At 71.4% G+C, this 15,913-nt stretch carries 16 protein-coding genes and 1 tRNA gene; 5 read left to right on the forward strand and 12 right to left on the reverse strand.

Annotated features, from left to right (window positions below; genetic code table 11):
• Window positions 1-88: 88 nt before the first annotated feature.
• Window positions 89-1,327, forward strand: coding sequence for a capsule biosynthesis protein (locus tag H288_RS0108735; RefSeq protein ID WP_307188536.1), 1,239 nt, complete (start codon window positions 89-91; stop codon window positions 1,325-1,327).
• 261 nt (window positions 1,328-1,588) lie between these two features.
• On the opposite strand, the gene H288_RS0108740 is transcribed toward H288_RS0108735, so the two are convergent.
• The 3 genes from H288_RS0108740 to H288_RS0108750 all read right to left on the reverse strand — a co-directional run bounded on the left by H288_RS0108740 (window position 1,589) and on the right by H288_RS0108750 (window position 6,880).
• Entirely contained in the window at window positions 1,589-4,312 is a 2,724-nt protein-coding gene (locus tag H288_RS0108740) for an ATP-binding protein (RefSeq protein WP_020092208.1), read from the reverse strand.
• Window positions 4,313-4,397: 85 nt separating this feature from the next.
• A complete protein-coding gene (locus H288_RS0108745) occupies window positions 4,398-5,435 on the reverse strand; it encodes an HD domain-containing phosphohydrolase (protein WP_020092209.1) in 1,038 nt (345 codons plus the stop codon).
• A gap of 53 nt (window positions 5,436-5,488) precedes the next feature.
• Window positions 5,489-6,880: a Tad domain-containing protein gene (locus tag H288_RS0108750; protein ID WP_020092210.1), complete on the reverse strand. Its 1,392-nt coding sequence runs from the start codon at window positions 6,878-6,880 to the stop codon at window positions 5,489-5,491.
• A gap of 428 nt (window positions 6,881-7,308) precedes the next feature.
• Between H288_RS0108750 and H288_RS0108755 the strand changes: the two genes are divergently transcribed.
• Both H288_RS0108755 and H288_RS0108760 read left to right on the forward strand, forming a co-directional pair.
• Window positions 7,309-7,920 (forward strand): TadE/TadG family type IV pilus assembly protein, encoded by a 612-nt coding sequence (locus H288_RS0108755; RefSeq protein ID WP_020092211.1) that lies wholly within the window; start codon window positions 7,309-7,311, stop codon window positions 7,918-7,920.
• Window positions 7,914-8,501: a TadE/TadG family type IV pilus assembly protein gene (locus tag H288_RS0108760; RefSeq protein ID WP_020092212.1), complete on the forward strand. Its 588-nt coding sequence runs from the start codon at window positions 7,914-7,916 to the stop codon at window positions 8,499-8,501. Before H288_RS0108755 ends, H288_RS0108760 begins: the two co-directional genes overlap by 7 nt.
• 88 nt (window positions 8,502-8,589) lie before the next feature.
• Here H288_RS0108760 and H288_RS0108765 read toward each other — a convergent pair whose 3' ends face one another.
• Complete coding sequence (locus tag H288_RS0108765) at window positions 8,590-8,811, reverse strand: hypothetical protein (protein WP_020092213.1); 222 nt, start codon at window positions 8,809-8,811, stop codon at window positions 8,590-8,592.
• A gap of 455 nt (window positions 8,812-9,266) precedes the next feature.
• Between H288_RS0108765 and H288_RS0108770 the strand changes: the two genes are divergently transcribed.
• Window positions 9,267-9,434: a hypothetical protein gene (locus H288_RS0108770; RefSeq protein ID WP_020092214.1), complete on the forward strand. Its 168-nt coding sequence runs from the start codon at window positions 9,267-9,269 to the stop codon at window positions 9,432-9,434.
• 60 nt (window positions 9,435-9,494) lie between these two features.
• Here H288_RS0108770 and H288_RS0108775 read toward each other — a convergent pair whose 3' ends face one another.
• Both H288_RS0108775 and H288_RS0108780 read right to left on the reverse strand, forming a co-directional pair.
• Window positions 9,495-9,890, reverse strand: coding sequence for a TonB family protein (locus tag H288_RS0108775; RefSeq protein WP_020092215.1), 396 nt, complete (start codon window positions 9,888-9,890; stop codon window positions 9,495-9,497).
• An 87-nt stretch (window positions 9,891-9,977) separates the two neighbouring features.
• Window positions 9,978-10,727 (reverse strand): sigma-70 family RNA polymerase sigma factor, encoded by a 750-nt coding sequence (locus H288_RS0108780; RefSeq protein ID WP_020092216.1) that lies wholly within the window; start codon window positions 10,725-10,727, stop codon window positions 9,978-9,980.
• Window positions 10,728-11,026: 299 nt separating this feature from the next.
• Between H288_RS0108780 and H288_RS0108785 the strand changes: the two genes are divergently transcribed.
• Window positions 11,027-11,272 (forward strand): hypothetical protein, encoded by a 246-nt coding sequence (locus H288_RS0108785; RefSeq protein WP_020092217.1) that lies wholly within the window; start codon window positions 11,027-11,029, stop codon window positions 11,270-11,272.
• 36 nt (window positions 11,273-11,308) lie between these two features.
• Here H288_RS0108785 and H288_RS0108790 read toward each other — a convergent pair whose 3' ends face one another.
• The 6 genes from H288_RS0108790 to H288_RS0108815 all read right to left on the reverse strand — a co-directional run bounded on the left by H288_RS0108790 (window position 11,309) and on the right by H288_RS0108815 (window position 15,902).
• Window positions 11,309-11,626, reverse strand: coding sequence for a metal-sensitive transcriptional regulator (locus H288_RS0108790; protein ID WP_026604783.1), 318 nt, complete (start codon window positions 11,624-11,626; stop codon window positions 11,309-11,311).
• An 88-nt stretch (window positions 11,627-11,714) separates the two neighbouring features.
• A complete protein-coding gene (locus H288_RS0108795) occupies window positions 11,715-12,572 on the reverse strand; it encodes a manganese catalase family protein (RefSeq protein WP_020092219.1) in 858 nt (285 codons plus the stop codon).
• Between the two features lie 422 nt (window positions 12,573-12,994).
• Complete coding sequence (locus H288_RS0108800) at window positions 12,995-13,276, reverse strand: hypothetical protein (RefSeq protein WP_020092220.1); 282 nt, start codon at window positions 13,274-13,276, stop codon at window positions 12,995-12,997.
• 123 nt (window positions 13,277-13,399) lie between these two features.
• Window positions 13,400-13,474 (reverse strand) — tRNA-Thr (locus H288_RS0108805).
• Window positions 13,475-13,576: 102 nt separating this feature from the next.
• Entirely contained in the window at window positions 13,577-14,011 is a 435-nt protein-coding gene (locus H288_RS0108810; RefSeq protein ID WP_020092221.1) for an NUDIX hydrolase, read from the reverse strand.
• Window positions 14,012-14,237: 226 nt separating this feature from the next.
• A complete protein-coding gene (locus H288_RS0108815; protein WP_020092222.1) occupies window positions 14,238-15,902 on the reverse strand; it encodes a heme biosynthesis HemY N-terminal domain-containing protein in 1,665 nt (554 codons plus the stop codon).
• Window positions 15,903-15,913: the final 11 nt, after the last annotated feature.

Below are 15,913 nucleotides of genomic sequence, written 5' to 3' on the forward strand. Positions count from 1 at the left end.
TCCGTGTGATGGGCTGCGCGAGCGGCGTGAAAGCCGCGCGGGTCGACGACGCCCGCGCAAGCCCGAGCTTCGAGAAGCAACGATGGACATGCAGGTCGAGAAAGCCCAGGGCCGGCCTCTGAAAGGCATCGACCGGAACAAGGTGATCGCGCAGTCGCTGCGGCAGTTCGCGCGCCTCCCGGGCCTGCCCGACACCAAGAAGGGCGTGCGCTCGTACCAGAGCCACGTCAAAAGCGACCCCTGGCTGCCGCTCCTGTTCGTCGTCTGCTTCGTCCTGCCGACCCTGGCCGCCGGGATCTACTACGGGCTGATCGCCTCCGACCGCTACGTCACCGAGGCGCGGTTCGCGATCCGGCCGACCATCGGCACCGCCGACAAGGCGACGCCCGACACGGTCGGCACGAATGCCGGTGTGATCAAGGCGACCGTCGCCCAGGAAACGCTCATCGCGCAGGAGTACATCCACAGCCGGCCCATGGTCGAAGCGGTCGCGGCGGAACTCCCGATCCGCGCGTGGTTCGGTCGGGACGACATCGACATGTTCTCCCGCTTCAACCCGGAGAAGCCGGTCGAGAAGTTCCTGCGGTACTGGCGCCGCCGGGTCGACGTCGACGTCGAATCGGCGTCCGGCATCATGTCGCTGACCGTCGAGGCCTTCGATCCCGACGAGTCGCTCGCCATCACCAAGGCGGTCATGACGGATACGGAGCGGATGCTGAACGACCTCAGCCTGCCGTCCCGGAAGGACGCCCTCGACGTGAGCACGCGCGTCCTGAAGCTCGCGGAGGAGCGCGAGGCCAAGGCCAACGCCGCCCTGAACGAGCTGCGCAACCGCGAGGGCGTGCTCGACGTCATCAAGTCGAACACCGCCACCATCAAGTCGGTCTCGGAACTGCGGGAGACGCGCACCAAGCTCGCCGTCCAGCTGGCGGTGCTCCAGCGGGACCTCGGCCCGCAATCCCGCAGCATCGTCGACCTGAAGCAGCAGATCGGCGATCTCGACGCGAACATCGCGCGGGTCCAGCAGCAGCTGGCCGGCACCGCGCCGACCGAGAAGCGGCGCCTCTCGGACGCGCTCACGCGGTTCGAGGATCTCGAGCACGAGCGCGAGAATGCCGAGAAGTATCACCGCGACGTGCAGCTGGCCTATGACCGGGCCCGCATCGTGGCCCAGCAGCAGGTCGTGGCCCTGGTGCCGATCGTCGAGCCCATCAAGGCCGGATCCTCGACCGAGCCGCGCCGCATCCTGATGACGAGCATCATCACCGCCGGCGCCGCCGTGCTGTTCGCGGCCGCGATGTTCACCCGCCGCATGCTCATCACCTGATCCCGAGCCGGGTCGGCGCGCGGACGCGGTCGGGACGGTCCGCGGCCCGCCGGCAGCGCCGACGAAAAAGCCCGCCGCGGCGAACCGGGCGGGCTGAGGGAGTGCTTGGGAGGAAGCGCAACCGTACGGCGGGCCCTGCTGGCATGCCAGATGCCGAATCGCAGGGCAGGTCTGCGAAATCGGGCGGTCTCCCGATGGAATACTTTTCCTGAACGCCTTAATAGGCCGGGCCGACGGACTCCGGGGCCGCCCGCGAAGATCCTAGGCGGCCGCCGCCCGGGACCGCGTCCGCTCCTCGAGGCCGCGGATCGTCGCGGCGAGCAGGCTGTCCAGGGCGTCGCACGCGTCCGCCCGCTCGGCGCAGGCCGCGTTCCGCGCGTCCTCCTCGATGACGCGCAGCCGCGCCACGAGGCCGCGCGCGCCGACATTCGCGCTCATCGACTTGAGGCTGTGCGCGGCCCGGGCGATCGCCGGCTGGTCAGAGGCGGCGAGGGCGGCTCTCAGACCGGCGAGCGCCACCGGACCCTGCGCCCGATACAGGTCGAGGACGCGGTCGAGGAAGGCGCCATCTCCGAGGCCGAGCAGCCCGTCGATCACCTCGGCGTCGATGAGGTCGTCGGCGGCGTTCGCGACGGCCGGCGCGGCGAGCGGAGCGACCGGGGCCGGCGTCACGGTATGCGCCGCGGCGGCAGCCGGCGCGACGCGGAGCGCCGGGACCTGCGCCTGCAGCAGGTCGGCGAGCTGCCGCAGCGTGAAGGGCTTCAGGAGCGTCCCGTCCATGCCGGCCGCCGCCGCGGCGTCGGCGGCCTCGCCGAGGACGTGCGCCGTGAGGGCGACGATCGGGACGCGCCCGCCGGTGGCCGCCTCGCGCTGCCGGATCCGCCGCGCGGCCGCGAAGCCGTCCAGGACCGGCATGCTGCCATCCATCAGGATCAGGTCGAAGCGTTGCGTCTCGGCGGTCGCCACTGCCGCGGCCCCGTCCTCGACGGTCACCACATCGGTCACGCCGCAGCGGGCCAGCGCCTCGAGGGCCACCTCGCGGTTGACCGCGCTGTCGTCGGCGACGAGCACCCGCGCGGCCGGGAATCGCGGGAGTGCCTCGTCCGTGCCGGCGGGCGAGGGCGGGGAGGCGGCCGCGGCGAGGGTGTCGCCCGCGGCCAGCGCCGCCAGGACGGGCTGCCACTCCGCCTGGGTCACCGGCCAGCGCAGCACCGCGTCGGCGAGACCGGCGCGGAGCGCCGCGTCGGCCGCGCCGTCGCCCGGTCCCGCGACCGCGAGCACCCGCACGGCCCGGTCCGGCCGGCGGCCCGCCGCCACGAGGGCGGCCGCGTCGCCGATCCAGTGGTCGGCGGCGCTCCCCGGCGCGACCGGCGCGAAGCCGGCCGCGCGCAGGCCGGCCGCGAGGGCGGCGCGGGTGGCGGGACCGGCCGTGTCGAGCGCGATCGCGGCCGGCACCGCGTCGCGGCGCCGGACCGGGCGGGCCGGCTCGGCGACCGTGACGGGGATGCGCGCCGAGAAGGTCGAGCCGGCGCCGACGCGGCTCGTCACCGCCACGGTGCCGCCCATCGCGGCGACGATCTGCTGGGCGATCGAGAGCCCGAGGCCGGTGCCGCCGAACCGGCGGGTCGTCGACTGGTCGGCCTGCGAGAAGGCCGAGAAGATCGTCGCCAGCTTGTCCTGCGGGATGCCGATCCCGGTGTCGGAGACGGCGATCACGAGGCACCCGTCGGCGGCATCGACCGTCATCCGGACGGCGACGTGGCCAGCCTGGGTGAACTTCAGCGCGTTCGACACGAAGTTGCTCAGCACCTGTCCGAGGCGGACCGGGTCGCCGAGGATCGCCCGCGGCACCTCCGGCCCGACCTCGGCCGCGAGGTCGAGCCCGGCCGTCCGGGCCCGCTCGGCGAAGAGCGTCACCGCGGTGTCGGCGAGTTCGGCGGGGCTCACGGGCACGCGCTCGAGCTCGAGCTTGCCCGCCTCGACCTTCGCGAAGTCGAGGATGTCGTTGATGATCGCTAGGAGCGACCGGCCGGACCGGGCGATGACCTCGGCGTAGCGGCGCTGGCGCGCCGGCAGGTCGGACCCCGCCAGCAGCTCGGCCATGACCAGGACGCCGTTCATCGGGGTCCGGATCTCGTGGCTCATCGTGGCCAGGAAGGCCGACTTGGCGGCGTTGGCGGCGTCGGCGGCCTGCTTGGCCTCGCTCAGGTCGGCCGTCCGGGCGCTGACCTCCGCCTCGAGGTGGGCGCTGTGAGCGGCGAGGCGGTGATCGCGCTCGTTCACCGCTGAGAGCAGGTCGTTGAAGGTCCGCGCCAGCGCGCCGACCTCGTCGTCGCCGCCCACGGGCGCGCGCTGCGCGTAGTCGTGGCGCAGGCGGACCGCCTCCATGGTGCGGGCGAGGGCGGCGAGCGGGCGCGTGACGCTGCGCTGCAGGTAGAGCGACACGCCGACGCCGATCGCGACGGCGAGCAGCGCCGCCAGCGCGGCGTTCTGCGCGGCGGCCCAGAGATGGCCGAGGATGTCGTCGGTCTCGCCGATCAGCACGACCCGGCCGACCGGGACCCCGTTCTCCACGATCGGCGCGGTCGCCTGGAGGCTGCGGGTGGCGAGCAGGTGCAGGAGCGACAGGTCCGCGCCGTCCTGGGCGGCGTCCCGGGTCAGGCGCAGGCCGATCCCCTGCTCGGCGAGCACGGACCCGTCCGGACGCTCGATCGCCCCGTAGACGATGGACGGCACCTTGCCGATCGCCCGCAGCGACGCGTCCGCCCCGTCGGCGTCGCCCGCCGCGGTGGCCCGGGCGCCGCCATGCGCGAAGACCTGCGCGACGGCTTCCAGCGCCGCCTGCTTGTCGGCGGCGTAGCGGGCGACCTCGCGCCAGACCGACAGGGCCGCCGCCAGGACGAGCGCCGCCGTGACGGCGCCGGTCACCGCCAGAGCCAGCCGGCCCGCCAGGGAGCGCCTCGGCCTCAGCCACGCGAGATGCACGCTCGGCTCCTTCAGGTGGCCCGGTCGGGCCCGATCGCGGGGAGGGACGGGGAGGGGCGGTAGGGCGACGGTACCGGGGAGCGGATCAGGCGGCGGCGCGCAGGCAGGTCCGCGCCACCGCGTCCCAGCCCGCGAGGAACGCCTCGACGCAGCGCGGGTCGAAGTGGCGGCCGGCTTGGTCCGCCACGAAGGCCCGCGCCCGCTCGAGCGGCCAGGCCGCCTTGTAGGGCCGCTCGGTCACCAGGGCGTCGAACACGTCCGCCACAGCCACGATGCGGCCCGAGAGCGGGATCCCCTCGCCGCGCAGGCCCTTCGGGTAGCCGGTGCCGTCCCAGCGCTCGTGGTGGCTCTCGGCGATCTCGGCGGCGAGCCGCACGACGTCGGAGGTGCTGCCCTCCAGGATCCGCCGGCCGCGCTCGGCGTGCTTCTCCATCTCGGCGCGCTCCTCGGCGGAGAGCGGTCCGGGCTTGAGCAGGATCGCGTCGGGCACGCCGATCTTGCCGACGTCGTGCATCGTGGAGGCGAGCTTCAGGATCCGGATCTCCTCCGGGCCGAAGCCGAGGTTCCGGGCGATGACGCCCACGTAGCCCGCCACCCGGGCGATGTGGTCGCCGGTATCGGTGTCGCGGTGCTCGGCGGCCCGCATCAGCAGGGCGATGATCTCGCGCTCCCGCGCCTCGATGACGGCGACCGCCGCCGCGACCTCGCGGGCGAGCCACGCGGCCCGGTCCTGCTCCTGCCGGTGGGCCGCGCTGATCTTCATCAGGTTGGTGATGCGGGCCTGGATCTCCACGGGATCGCAGGGCTTGCCGAGGAAGTCGGTCGCGCCCGCGCGCAGGGCCTCGTGGCGCAGGCTGCGCTGGTCGAGGCTCGTCACCATCACGATCGGCACGTGCGCGAAGCCCGGGACCGCCCGCGCCGCCGCGATCACCTCGAGGCCCGTCAGGCCGGGCATGTCGTAGTCGGTGACGACGACCCCGATCCGGTCGACATGCGCCCGCAGGAAGTCGAGCGCCGTCACGGGACACGTGAAGGCGACCGGCTCGCAGTCGGCCACGGGCTTGAGCGCCTGCATGATCAGCAGGTTGTTCATCTCGGAATCGTCGAGGATCAGCGCGAGCACCGTGTCACTCCCAGGCGACGAGTAGTCGACGCAGGATCCGCATCGCGTCCTCTCTACTGGGACAGCAGCAGCTTGCCCGAGAGGGGTCCGACCCCCTTCGGCACCGGCACGCTGGTCCCGTCGTAATTCGCGTTCAGATAAAGGTTCGGGCCCTGGTACAGGTTGACCTGCTGGGCCACGATCACCGTGTAGGCCGACTGGTCGGCGACGGGCTTGTCGGCGTCGATCACCACGCGGCCGGCCGGCAGGTAGAGCGTCCCCAGCATGGTTCGCGCGTTGTCGCTGATGATGCGGTAGGTCCGCATGGGCTTGGTCGCGGCCAGCGGCGGCGGGGTCGGCGGCGGTGGCGGCGGCGCAGGCAGCAGCGGCGTGACGGTCTGGTCCACCAGGCCGGCGAGGATCGCCGCGGGGTCGACGGGATCGCTGACCGAGCGCTCTTCCATCATCAGCAGGCCGGCCATGGGGCCGGTGGTCGGCGCCGACAGGCTGACCGTGGTCTTCTTGTCGAAGAGCAGACCGCCCTTGTTGCCGGTGAAGTAGAAGGCGACGTCGGTTCCCGTCATGACGGCATTCTTGTCGACGATGAGCGGGCCGTCTTTCATCACGTAAATGCCGGCGCGCAGCGTCACGGAGGCGTTCTTGGTGATGTACAGGCCGCCGCAATAGGTGCCCGGATCGAGGGTGGCGCTCTGGTCGACGAGGTTGCCGGAGGTGTCGCGCTTGCTGTTCGCCGAGGACGGGATCGCCGTGCACGCGCCGACCGGCGGCGCCGCCCGGTCCCTCAGGGGGTCCTGGATCGGCGGGCAGCCCGTCTGCGGCGGCGGCGCGAAATTCGCGCGGGCGCCGTCGAAGCCGCCCGCCGTGCAGATTGTCTGCGCCCGGGCATAGGCGCTGTCCTTGCCGACCATGCCGCGCGGGCTCTGCGAGTTGCTGTAGAGCGAGCAATCCTGGGCGGTCACCTCGGCGCTCTTCTCCAGCTCGAACGCGCCGGCGGCGAGCGGGTCCAGCGTCAGCAGGCACAGGCGCATCTTGCCGACGACGCGGACCGTCGAGCGGACCGAGACCTTGACGGTGGGCACTCCGACGAAGCCGCCGAAGGCGAGCTTGACGGTCTCGTCGACCGTCGTGGCGACGCTGGTCTTGTCGTCCGCCACGTCGACGCGGAGAGCGTAGGGGCTCTCGGGCCGCGGCGCCGCCTGGGCGTGGACCGTGTCGACCACGATGCTCTTGGCCGCCGCCGAGGTCGAGACGGCGAGCTTGAGGTAGTTGCCGGCCGCGAGGACTCCGGCATCGGCCGCGTTCTGGAGCTGGCTGCGCCGCGAGGCGAGGCGGGCGTAATCGATGCCGCCCCCGGTCAGGCCGAGCAGCACCACGGCGCTCAGGCCGAAAGTCAGGGCGACCGAGCCGGACCGGTCGGTCAGGGCCCGCGGGCCGGCGCGGAGCACTCTCCAGAACAGGGAAATGGACGCGTCTCCCAGGGCGGGACCGGATCGGCGGCTGCGGCGGCACCGGCCACCGAACCGTTGGTCTAAGGCACAGCTCCTAAAAATCCGTGGCGTCCGAGCACCGCGAAGCTATCGCCACGCGATAGAGCCGCCTTTAGCTGTGAACAACTTCTATATGCGGCCGCACAATGCCCAGCACCGTCTCGACGACTGATCGCCTCACCGGCCGGCCGCCGAATGAACACAACAGCACACAACCTCAGGGTGAATTCGCGTCCTCATCACATGTCGCGGCCGCAAAATCTTGCTGAACCCGCAATTTCTACCCAGATTTGAACCGTTTTTAAACGGCCTCATCATAGGGTTATTTTCGTCCGCGCCTCTACGGCCGGACGGCCGCAGGCACGAACCTGCAGAGTTCGTTTGGCATGATGGGCATCTTTCGGCGCGTCGCGACCGTCCGCCGTCCGGGCGGGACCGAGGGCCGCGCCGGCACGGCCGGACGCGTCCGACGGTTCGCCGGCCACCGGACCGGCGCCTCCGCGGTGGAGTTCGCGCTCCTGGCCGCGCCGTTCCTGGCCCTCCTGGGCGTCGTGGCGGAATCCGGCGTCATCGCGATCGAGCAGCAGACGCTGGACATCGCGGTCGACCGGAGTGTCCGGCAGCTGCGAACCGGCACCTTCCAGGACGGCTCCGACGGCGGCGATCCGAGCGAGCGCCTCCGCAGGATCGTCTGCACCGGCCCCTCGGCGCTGTTCCCCTGCGCCGACCTGCGCCTCGACGTCTCCCGGACGCCCTCGTTCTCGACCTCGCAGCCGGCGGAGCCGTTCGACAAGACCACGAAGACCTGGACGCCGGGCTTCGGCCAGCGCTTCGAGTGCCCGCAGGGCGGCGACACCGTCACGGTCCGGGTCGCCGTGCCGGTGATGCGGCTGTTCCAGATGCTGGATTTCACCGGCCGGATCATGGCCGACAAGACTCAGCTGCTGGTCACGACCGAGATCTTCCGGGCCGAGGATTACGAGCCCAAGCCGTGCTGAGCGGTCGCCTGCGCGCCCACCTGATCCGCCTGATCGGCGACCGGGAGGGCGTGAGCGCGATCGAGTTCAGCGTGATCGCCCCGATCCTGCTGCTGATCCTGATGGGGTCGATCGAGCTGCCCCGCGCCTACATGATCGGGAAGCGGCTCGACAACGCGGCGGCCACGATGGCGGACCTGATCTCGCGCGGCAGCTACGCCGACCTCAAGCCGGTCTTCGCCGCGACGAGCGCGATCTCCAACCCCTACGACGTGAGCCGGGCGAGCATCGTGCTCACGGCGGCGGGCACCTACAGCGACGGCAGCTCGGCGGCGACCAAGGTCTGCTCGAGCGCCGAGTCCAACGGACAGGCCCGCACGGCGGGCTCCTCGCTCGGCGCACCGCCCGCCGGGATGACCCGGAACGGCGACCGCTTCGTCGTGTCGGAAGTCACGATGACCTACCACCCGATCTTCCCGGTCCTCTCGAACCTGACGCGGTGGACCTTCCGGTACAAGAAGATCTGGCCGGTGCGCGGCGGCGAGATCTACAACGGGCAGAGCGAGGTGGTTCTGCCGGGGGGAAAACCCTGCCCGGCCTGACGGCTAGGCTGACGCTTCGTACCGGCCCGGCTTTGCGGCCGGCGCCACCGGATGACCCGGTGACGCCGGATCGCGGACACGCCCCGCCTCAGCGGGCCGGGACCGCGGTGGCGACGACCCGGCGCGAGGCCGGGCTCGCCGGGACGAGACGCGGCGTCGTGGCCAGCTCGGAGGCCGGCCGCACGGCGGCCGTTGGACGCGCCTGCTCGCGATAGAGCGGCGGGGTCAGCGCGATGCTCTCGTCGGCGCGAGCGGCCCCGATCATCGGAACGGCAGCGAGGGCGGCGAGAACGATGGTGCGAACGGTCATGATCTGAAGTCCTCTCGTTGTCCGGGGCGTGCCCGGCTTCGAGGGGATATCTACGCTGCAGAGCAACATGATCCAAACAGATGCAATCGATTTCTATTATCGATATTGTCAATGATGGATCGCCGGTGAAACTGCCGGTCGGCGCCGCCGTCTTCCTGGCTCGCATTCTGCATCCCCGGCCCGCCGAGCGGCCGGCGCGGAGTGGAGACGTTGCTGGACTTGGACCGTGACCGGGTCGTCCTATGACGGACGGCCCCAGCGGGCGGGCCGAGTTAATGCAAAATTAAAACTCCCCCCCGAATGTCGGGCGCGCGGTCGAAAATCTTCGAAATACCAGAGGTTTAGCGCGTAAAACTTTATCTGTTCGCGCGGAAGGAGACGGCCCGTTGCTGGTTGCGGCCCTGCTTTTCGCGGTGGGCATATGGGAGGGCTGGCGGTATCGGGCATCGGTTCTGATGGCCAGCTCGATGCTGGTCACCCTCGGGTGGCTGGCCCTCTCGATCTTCGTCTGGGCTCAGTTCGACGCCGAGAAGGTGCTGCTGCTCTTCGCCTACCTCACCGCTCTCCAGGCCGGCTATCTCGTCGGGGCCTATATCAGCACCGATACCGGCCCGAGCCGCTGACCGGTCCGGCGACGCCGCCGGGATTGGGGTCCGGCCGGCAGACGCATACTCGGCGCGGGCTCAGTGGCCGAGCGCGACCGGGATGCTGAGATCGACGATCCCGTCCACACCCAGGAGTGCGGCGGGCGGCGCGGGCGCCGGACTGATCCCCTGCACGGCGCGGAGCGCCCGTTGATCGAGCTTCGCCGAGCCCGAGCTCTCCTCGATCTCCGCGCCCTGAACCGCACCGTCCGCGGCGATCTGCACGTGGACGACCACGGTTCCGCGGCCACGGCCCGGTCCCGGCCGCGTCCCGGCGCGGTCCGCGGCATCGATCCGCGTGACGAGGTCGGAGAGCCAGGCACGCGCTGCGGGTCCCGGTGCGGTCCGCGCCGCCACCGCCGCCGACGAAAGGGCGAGGCCGAACACGACGGCAGCGGCGATCAGGGCGCGCGGCAGCATGGGGAGCGGCGACATGGGGAACGGCGGCTCCTCGAGCCCGGGATCGGGGATCGACCCTACGCGCAGAGGCGGGTCCCTAGCGACCCCGTCCGCCGTCCGCCGTCACGAGACAGCGGTGGATTTCCGGCCCTTCGGTCCCGCGGCGGCCAGCATGATGTCGTCGCTGCCGACCTCGAGGCCGGTGTAGCCCAGCATCTCGGCGAGCTGCGTCCGGGCCCGCCAGACCCGGCTCTTCACCGTGCCGATGCGGCACTGCATGACGGCGGCGGTCTCCTCGTAAGTGAGGTTCTCGATCGCCACGAGCACCAGCGCCTGCCGCATCGGCGGCGCCAGGCGGTCGAGGGCGGCCTGGACGTCGCTCAGGTCGAGATGGCCGCCCTGCTCGGGCAGCGAGACCATCCGCTCCGCCTGCGCGCCGTCCTCGTCCTGCACCTCGCGCCCACGCTTGCGGTGCTCGTTGTAGAACTGGTTGCGCATGATGGTGAACAGCCACGCTTCAAGGTTCGTGCCCGGCGCGAAGCTCGCGCGCGAGCGCCAGGCCCGGAGGAGCGTGTTCTGCAGGAGGTCGTCGGCACCGACATGGCTGCGCAGGAGCGAGCGGGCGAAGCGCTGCAGGTTCGGCACCAGAGAGAGGAGCGAGGCCTGGAACGCCTTCTCGCGCCCGTCCTGCGCCCGGCCGAAGGCGCCGTCGAGCAGCCTCAGCAGTTCGGCGAAGCGATCCGCGATGGTCGGCTCGACGTTGTCCTGCGCGTAGGTCGCCGCGAGCAGATGGCCGAGGTGATACTGCACGCTGTCGGGGAGCCGGGGGCCCTGCGCGTCGATTGTATCAGCGTCGAGCGAGAGTTCGAGCATGATAGCCGATCACCTGAAGGGTACGAAAAATCGCGTGGCGCCATTAATCGCTGAATACGCCGCATCCGCCGCAACATAGATCAGCGGATGGGCACATCTTCGGATCAATATATGCTGGCATCCGCGACAATCGCGACAGAGATGTCGACGGAAAGAGGGAGTTCGATGACGTCATACGCACCGGAAAACTGTTCGCCGCACGGCCGTATCTGCGGCAGCGCACGCGAAGATCTCGCTGCTGCGAATGCCCGCCCCGAGCGGGGCGGCCGCAGGACGCTCTCGACCGCGGGATCGTGCCCATGACCCGGCTCTCGGATCTCGAGGACGATCCCGCCTTCCAAGAGGCCGTCCTCGCCGTTCGGGGCGCGGCCAGCACCCTGAGCGGCCGGGCCGTGACCGTCGAGGAGGCCCGGTTCCTCGTCGGCATCGCCCTGACGACCTTCGCGCATGCCGGCGGTCTCGAGGAGCCCAGCCGCAGCCGGCTGGCCCGTTTCTCGGCGCGCATCGGGCCGGGCACCGTCGTCGAGACGCTGACCAAGCACTGAGCGTGGGCGCCGGGGGGTGCGGGCCGGCGCCCCGGCCTATCCGGCCTCCGCCATGGCCGCCCGCAGAACCCGGAGGAGGTCCGCCATGACCGCCTCCCGGTCCGGATCGCGCGCCGCGAGGCGGAGCCCCGCGGCGACGTGCTGGTCGATGATCAGGAGGCCGACCTCGCGCAATGCCGCGGTGGCGGCCCGGATCTGCTGGATCTCGTCGAGGCAGTGCCTGTCGGCCTCGACCATCGCCCGCAATCCTCGAACCTGACCCTCGATCCGCGCCAGTCGCCGGACCAGCGGGGCGCGCTCCGCGTCGGTCCGGGCGAGGCAGACACGACCGTCGACGAGCGTGCCGCGTGTCACCGTCCTGCGAGCCACCTGTTCCCGTCCGCGCGCGGGTCGTGGCGCACCGGAGCGCCGCGACCTCGGGTGAGCCGTCCCGGCCGGCGGATCAGCCGATCTGCTGGCTCTCGGCACCGCTGTCGGGCCGAGCCGGGCCGAGCACCGGCTCCTCGCCCATCGGCTGGTTCTGGACGACGCTGAACTCGCCCTTGCCGTCGAGCGACGGGCCCTGGGTCCAGCGCCCGGCCGGCGGCGGCGAACCGTCCGCCGACGTCGAGAAGAAGTTGTAGTTGAACTTCTGGTTCTCCTTCTCCTGCGGGAAGGAGTTCGGGATCGGCAGCGTTCCGGCGTGGCCGCCGAGTTCCTCGATCACCGCCAGCCATTGCTGCTGGTGCATCGTGTCCCGGGCGATGAGGAAGCTCCACATGTCGCGCATGCCCGCATCGTTGGTGGCGTTGTAGAGCCGCACCGCCAGGACGCGCCCGGTGCTCTCGGCGGCGACGTTGCAGTACATGTCGGCCGCGATGTTGCCGCTGGCGTAGATGTGGCTCATGTCGAAGGACTGGCCGTCGGAATTACCCGGGAAGGCGGCCATGCCGGTCGACAGCAGCGTCTTGTGCAGCATGCCCTCGGCGATGTGGCGCGGGTTCTCGCCGCCCATCACGGCACCGACGATCGCGTCGGCCGCCCCGGCCTCCTGGACCTTGGTAGGGGCGTTCTCGAGGTTCAGCGCCACCGCAGTCGCGAGCATCTCGATATGGCCGATCTCCTCGGTGGCCGTATTGAGCAGCATGTCGCGGTACTTGGTCGTCGGGGCGCGGTTCCCCCAGGCCTGGAAGAAGTACTGGAAGGCGACCCGGATCTCGCCCTCGATGCCGCCAATCGCCTGCTGGAGCATGCGGGCGTAGATCGGGTCGGGGCTGTCGACCTTGACCGGGTACTGAAGCCGCTTGTCGTGATAGTACATGATGTCTGTCCCTCGCGAGAGGCACGGCGTGCTCAAGCCCACCGTACGATCGGCCGTCGGCCCGGTACTCCGTGGGAGCATCGCGCCTCGCACCCTGTCCAACCCCGCCTCGGGACCACGGTTCGATCTTTCGCGAATTTTATAACGATCAATATTTGACCGAACGAATTTTCCCGCGTCGCCCCAGGGTATTGTCGTGAAAATCCACGATCAGGGCCGCGCCTAACCGGCCAAAATTACACAATGTAAGTTAAGGGCGCCTCACCCATGTTAAGGGGGCGCCGCGAATGACCGGATCAGCGGCCCCTTTCTCTGCCCGCGATGCGCCGCGTGAGGGCGCTCGGTGGTCGGACAGGGGACAGCTCTCTCGGGATCGCCGGGCGCGCGCGGCGCGGCCGCGGAACGCGCCGCTCTACGGGCGCCTACAGGAGCCCGGTGCGCCGGGCGAGCATGATCCCGAAGGCGAGGCAGGCGGCGAGGCTGACGGCCAGCATGGCGACGTTGGTCCAGAACCGGACCGGCCGGCTGGACCCGTCGATCCCGCTCGCCCGCAGCCGCACCCACGGCACGTAGAGGTAGAGGGCGATCAGCGTCAGGATCAGGAACGCGAAGGTGGCGACCCGCCCGGTGATCAGGGCCGCGCCGGCCAGGACCGCCCATCCGATGACGAGGCCCAGCATGGTGAACAGGGCTGTCGAGTTCACGTCCGCGCGTCCCCTTCAGCGGATGGTGTCGGCCGGGCAGCCGACGCGATCCTCAGTCTGCGACGGGTTCCGCTAGGGAACCGTTAGCATCGTCCGAACTGATTGCGAGATCGGGAAGGTTTCTGGTGCTGCGAGAGAGGATTGAACTCTCGACCTCTTCATTACCAATGAAGTGCTCTACCACTGAGCTACCGCAGCAGGTGACCGGGGCGCTCCCGCGAGGGCGTCTCCGTCCGGCCGAGTGGGGCCATAACGGATCGCCGCCGGGTTGGCAACGCCGTGTTGCGCTTCCGCGCCGTTTTAGGTGCGCGATGCGGCCCGGATCAGGGCGGCGAGCCCGGGCTCGGACACGGCCTCGGCGGCGTCCGACGGGGTAAACCATCGGAGTTCCCGCTGGCGCGCCTCCGGGAAATGCTTGAGCTGCTTGCGCACCTCCAGCGGAAACACCTTCACCTGGCACAGGACGGTGTCGAGGTTCCTCAGACGCTTCTGGTAGAGGTACAGCCCGATCGGCCGCTTGCCGACCGCACCGCGCAGGCCGGCCTCCTCGTAGGCCTCCCGCGCGGCCGCCTCGAACGGCTTGCGACCCTTCATCGGCCATCCCTTGGGGATGACCCAGCGGCGGCTCTCCCGGGAGGTCACCAGCAGGATCTTGGTCTTGCCGTCCCGCCCGTGCCGGAACGGCAGGGCCCCGACCTGCCGCCGCGGCTCGCCGTCCTCCTCGAGGACGGTCACGGGCGCACCCGGCGACGTGGGACGCCCCTCCGATCCGACCGGATCGACGGCGCGCGCGGGCTGTGAGCGGGCTGGGGGATGATCGGATCCTCGGTCGGCAGCTCACGACAAGCTACACGGCGCGCCGGCTCATTCAACTTGCAATAGTCGAACGCCCCGGCATGTTCGTGACCCCGCGGCGCTCCTGTCATCTCGCGCTCGGACGGCCGGCGCGCCGTGAAACCGGTCACCCGATCCGACGAACCGGCCGCTCACCCGAGCCGGAAGGCGGCAGCGCCGCGGACGCCATCCCGGCCGAGACCGGGTCGGCACCGGCCGCCTTCGAGGCGCTCGCCTTCGCCGGAAGGACGGTCGGGATCGGGCCGGTGGAGGTCGACGCCGCGGACGCGACCGAGGCCGAGGACGCGGCCTGGGCCGACGCGGAGGTCGACGCGGGTGTCGGCGACGGGACCGGAGCAGTCGCGGCGGCGGGGGACACGGTCGGAGGCGACACGGGGACCGATGAGGCGAGCGGTCTGGCGCCCGGCGCCGCGGCGTTCGGGGCCGCCGGCACGAGGGCCGGGCCGGCGGCGTCCGCCTCCGGCTCCACCGCGGGCGCGGCACCGAGCGTGTTCGGGGGCTCGCGCCACGCGAAGGCGTCGAGGCGCCCGGTCACCGGCGAGACCGGCGCCCAGGTATCGGTGGCGATGCCGTCGGCGATCCACACGCGGTCGCGCGGGGCGCGGGCGGCCCGGGCCAGCCACTCGCGGGCCTGACCGGAAGCGGCCCCGTGCTCGGCCTCCTCGATGGCCGCCATCATCAGGCAGGCCCGGGCGGTCGGACGGTCGGAGAGCAGGGGCTTCACGGCCTCGCGGGCCCGCTTGTAGTCCCGCGCGTCGAGGGCGGCCTGGCCCAGGGCGAGGCGGGATTCGGGGTCCCAGACCGACAGCTTCGCCAGGACTTCGGCGCGGGCGAGGCGGTCGCGGACCGAATCGCCGGGACGCAGGCCCAGATAGACCTTCGCGAGGTCGGGATGGGGATTGGCCTTCCAGGCCGCCTCGACGATCCGGGCGGCCTTCTTGACGTCGCCGCGACGGGCGAGGAGGCGGCCGGCGATGCAGGCCGCCGGCACGAGGTCGGGGGCGAGCTTGACCGCCTGCAGGGCCCGCTCCGCGGCGATTTCCGGCTCGCCGGCCTCGCGCTCGCCGGCGATGGCGGTGAGGAGCACCGCCCGCTGGCGTCGGGCCGCGGCCTTGTCGATCAGTCCGAGGGACGAGCGGCGCTCGATCGTCTCCAGGGCGGCTGCCCAGTCGCCGTCGGCGCTCTGCGCCTCCAGAAGGGCCTCGTTGGCCCAGGTCACGCTCGGGGCGAGGCGGGCGGCCTCGGTGGCGTAGGCGCGGGCGGCCGTCTCGTCCTCGCGGCGCCGGGCCTCGACGAACAGGCCGCGCAGGCCCAGGACCCGGGTCTCGGGATCGTCGACCATGCGCTGGAAGGCGCTCTCGGCCGCGTCCCGGTCGCCAGAGATCTGCGCCGCCTGCGCCTTCAGCAGCAGGGTCAGCGGCTCGGTGCCGAGGAGCCGCTCGGCGTCGCCCGCGAAGCGGCGGGCCGCCAGGGGATCGCCCGAGCCCACCGCCACCATGCCGCGGGAGAGGGCCGAGAGGCCCTTGGCCCGGCGCCGCTCGGCCGAGCCGCGGACCAGGGCCTCGGGCAGGCCGATGACACCGCGCACGATCGCCCAGAGGACGCCCAGGACGATCGCCGCCGCGATCACGCCGACGAGGGCGACCGCGAGGCTGGTGCCGATCTGGTAGCCGTTCCAGACGACGGTGACGGTGCCGGGCCTGTCGGCGATCCAGACCGCCCCGAAGGCGGCGAGTGCGAGCAGGGCCAGGAAGGCGAGGGCGCGCCACATGGGGTCAGTAT

This window comes from Methylobacterium sp. 285MFTsu5.1 (genome assembly GCF_000383455.1).
Lineage (GTDB): Bacteria > Pseudomonadota > Alphaproteobacteria > Rhizobiales > Beijerinckiaceae > Methylobacterium.

What these genes read in the sequence shown, in the direction of transcription:
- H288_RS0108775 (WP_020092215.1), bottom strand. Translation starts at nt 9,890, where the DNA reads ATGTCGCCGCTCCCCATGCTGCCGCGCGCCCTGATCGCCGCTGCCGTC.
- H288_RS0108815 (WP_020092222.1), bottom strand. Translation starts at nt 15,902, where the DNA reads ATGTGGCGCGCCCTCGCCTTCCTGGCCCTGCTCGCACTCGCCGCCTTC.
- H288_RS0108785 (WP_020092217.1), top strand. Translation starts at nt 11,027, where the DNA reads ATGACCCGGCTCTCGGATCTCGAGGACGATCCCGCCTTCCAAGAGGCC.
- H288_RS0108755 (WP_020092211.1), top strand. Translation starts at nt 7,309, where the DNA reads ATGATGGGCATCTTTCGGCGCGTCGCGACCGTCCGCCGTCCGGGCGGG.
- H288_RS0108765 (WP_020092213.1), bottom strand. Translation starts at nt 8,811, where the DNA reads ATGACCGTTCGCACCATCGTTCTCGCCGCCCTCGCTGCCGTTCCGATG.
- H288_RS0108770 (WP_020092214.1), top strand. Translation starts at nt 9,267, where the DNA reads ATGGCCAGCTCGATGCTGGTCACCCTCGGGTGGCTGGCCCTCTCGATC.
- H288_RS0108795 (WP_020092219.1), bottom strand. Translation starts at nt 12,572, where the DNA reads ATGTACTATCACGACAAGCGGCTTCAGTACCCGGTCAAGGTCGACAGC.
- H288_RS0108735 (WP_307188536.1), top strand. Translation starts at nt 89, where the DNA reads ATGCAGGTCGAGAAAGCCCAGGGCCGGCCTCTGAAAGGCATCGACCGG.
- H288_RS0108780 (WP_020092216.1), bottom strand. Translation starts at nt 10,727, where the DNA reads ATGCTCGAACTCTCGCTCGACGCTGATACAATCGACGCGCAGGGCCCC.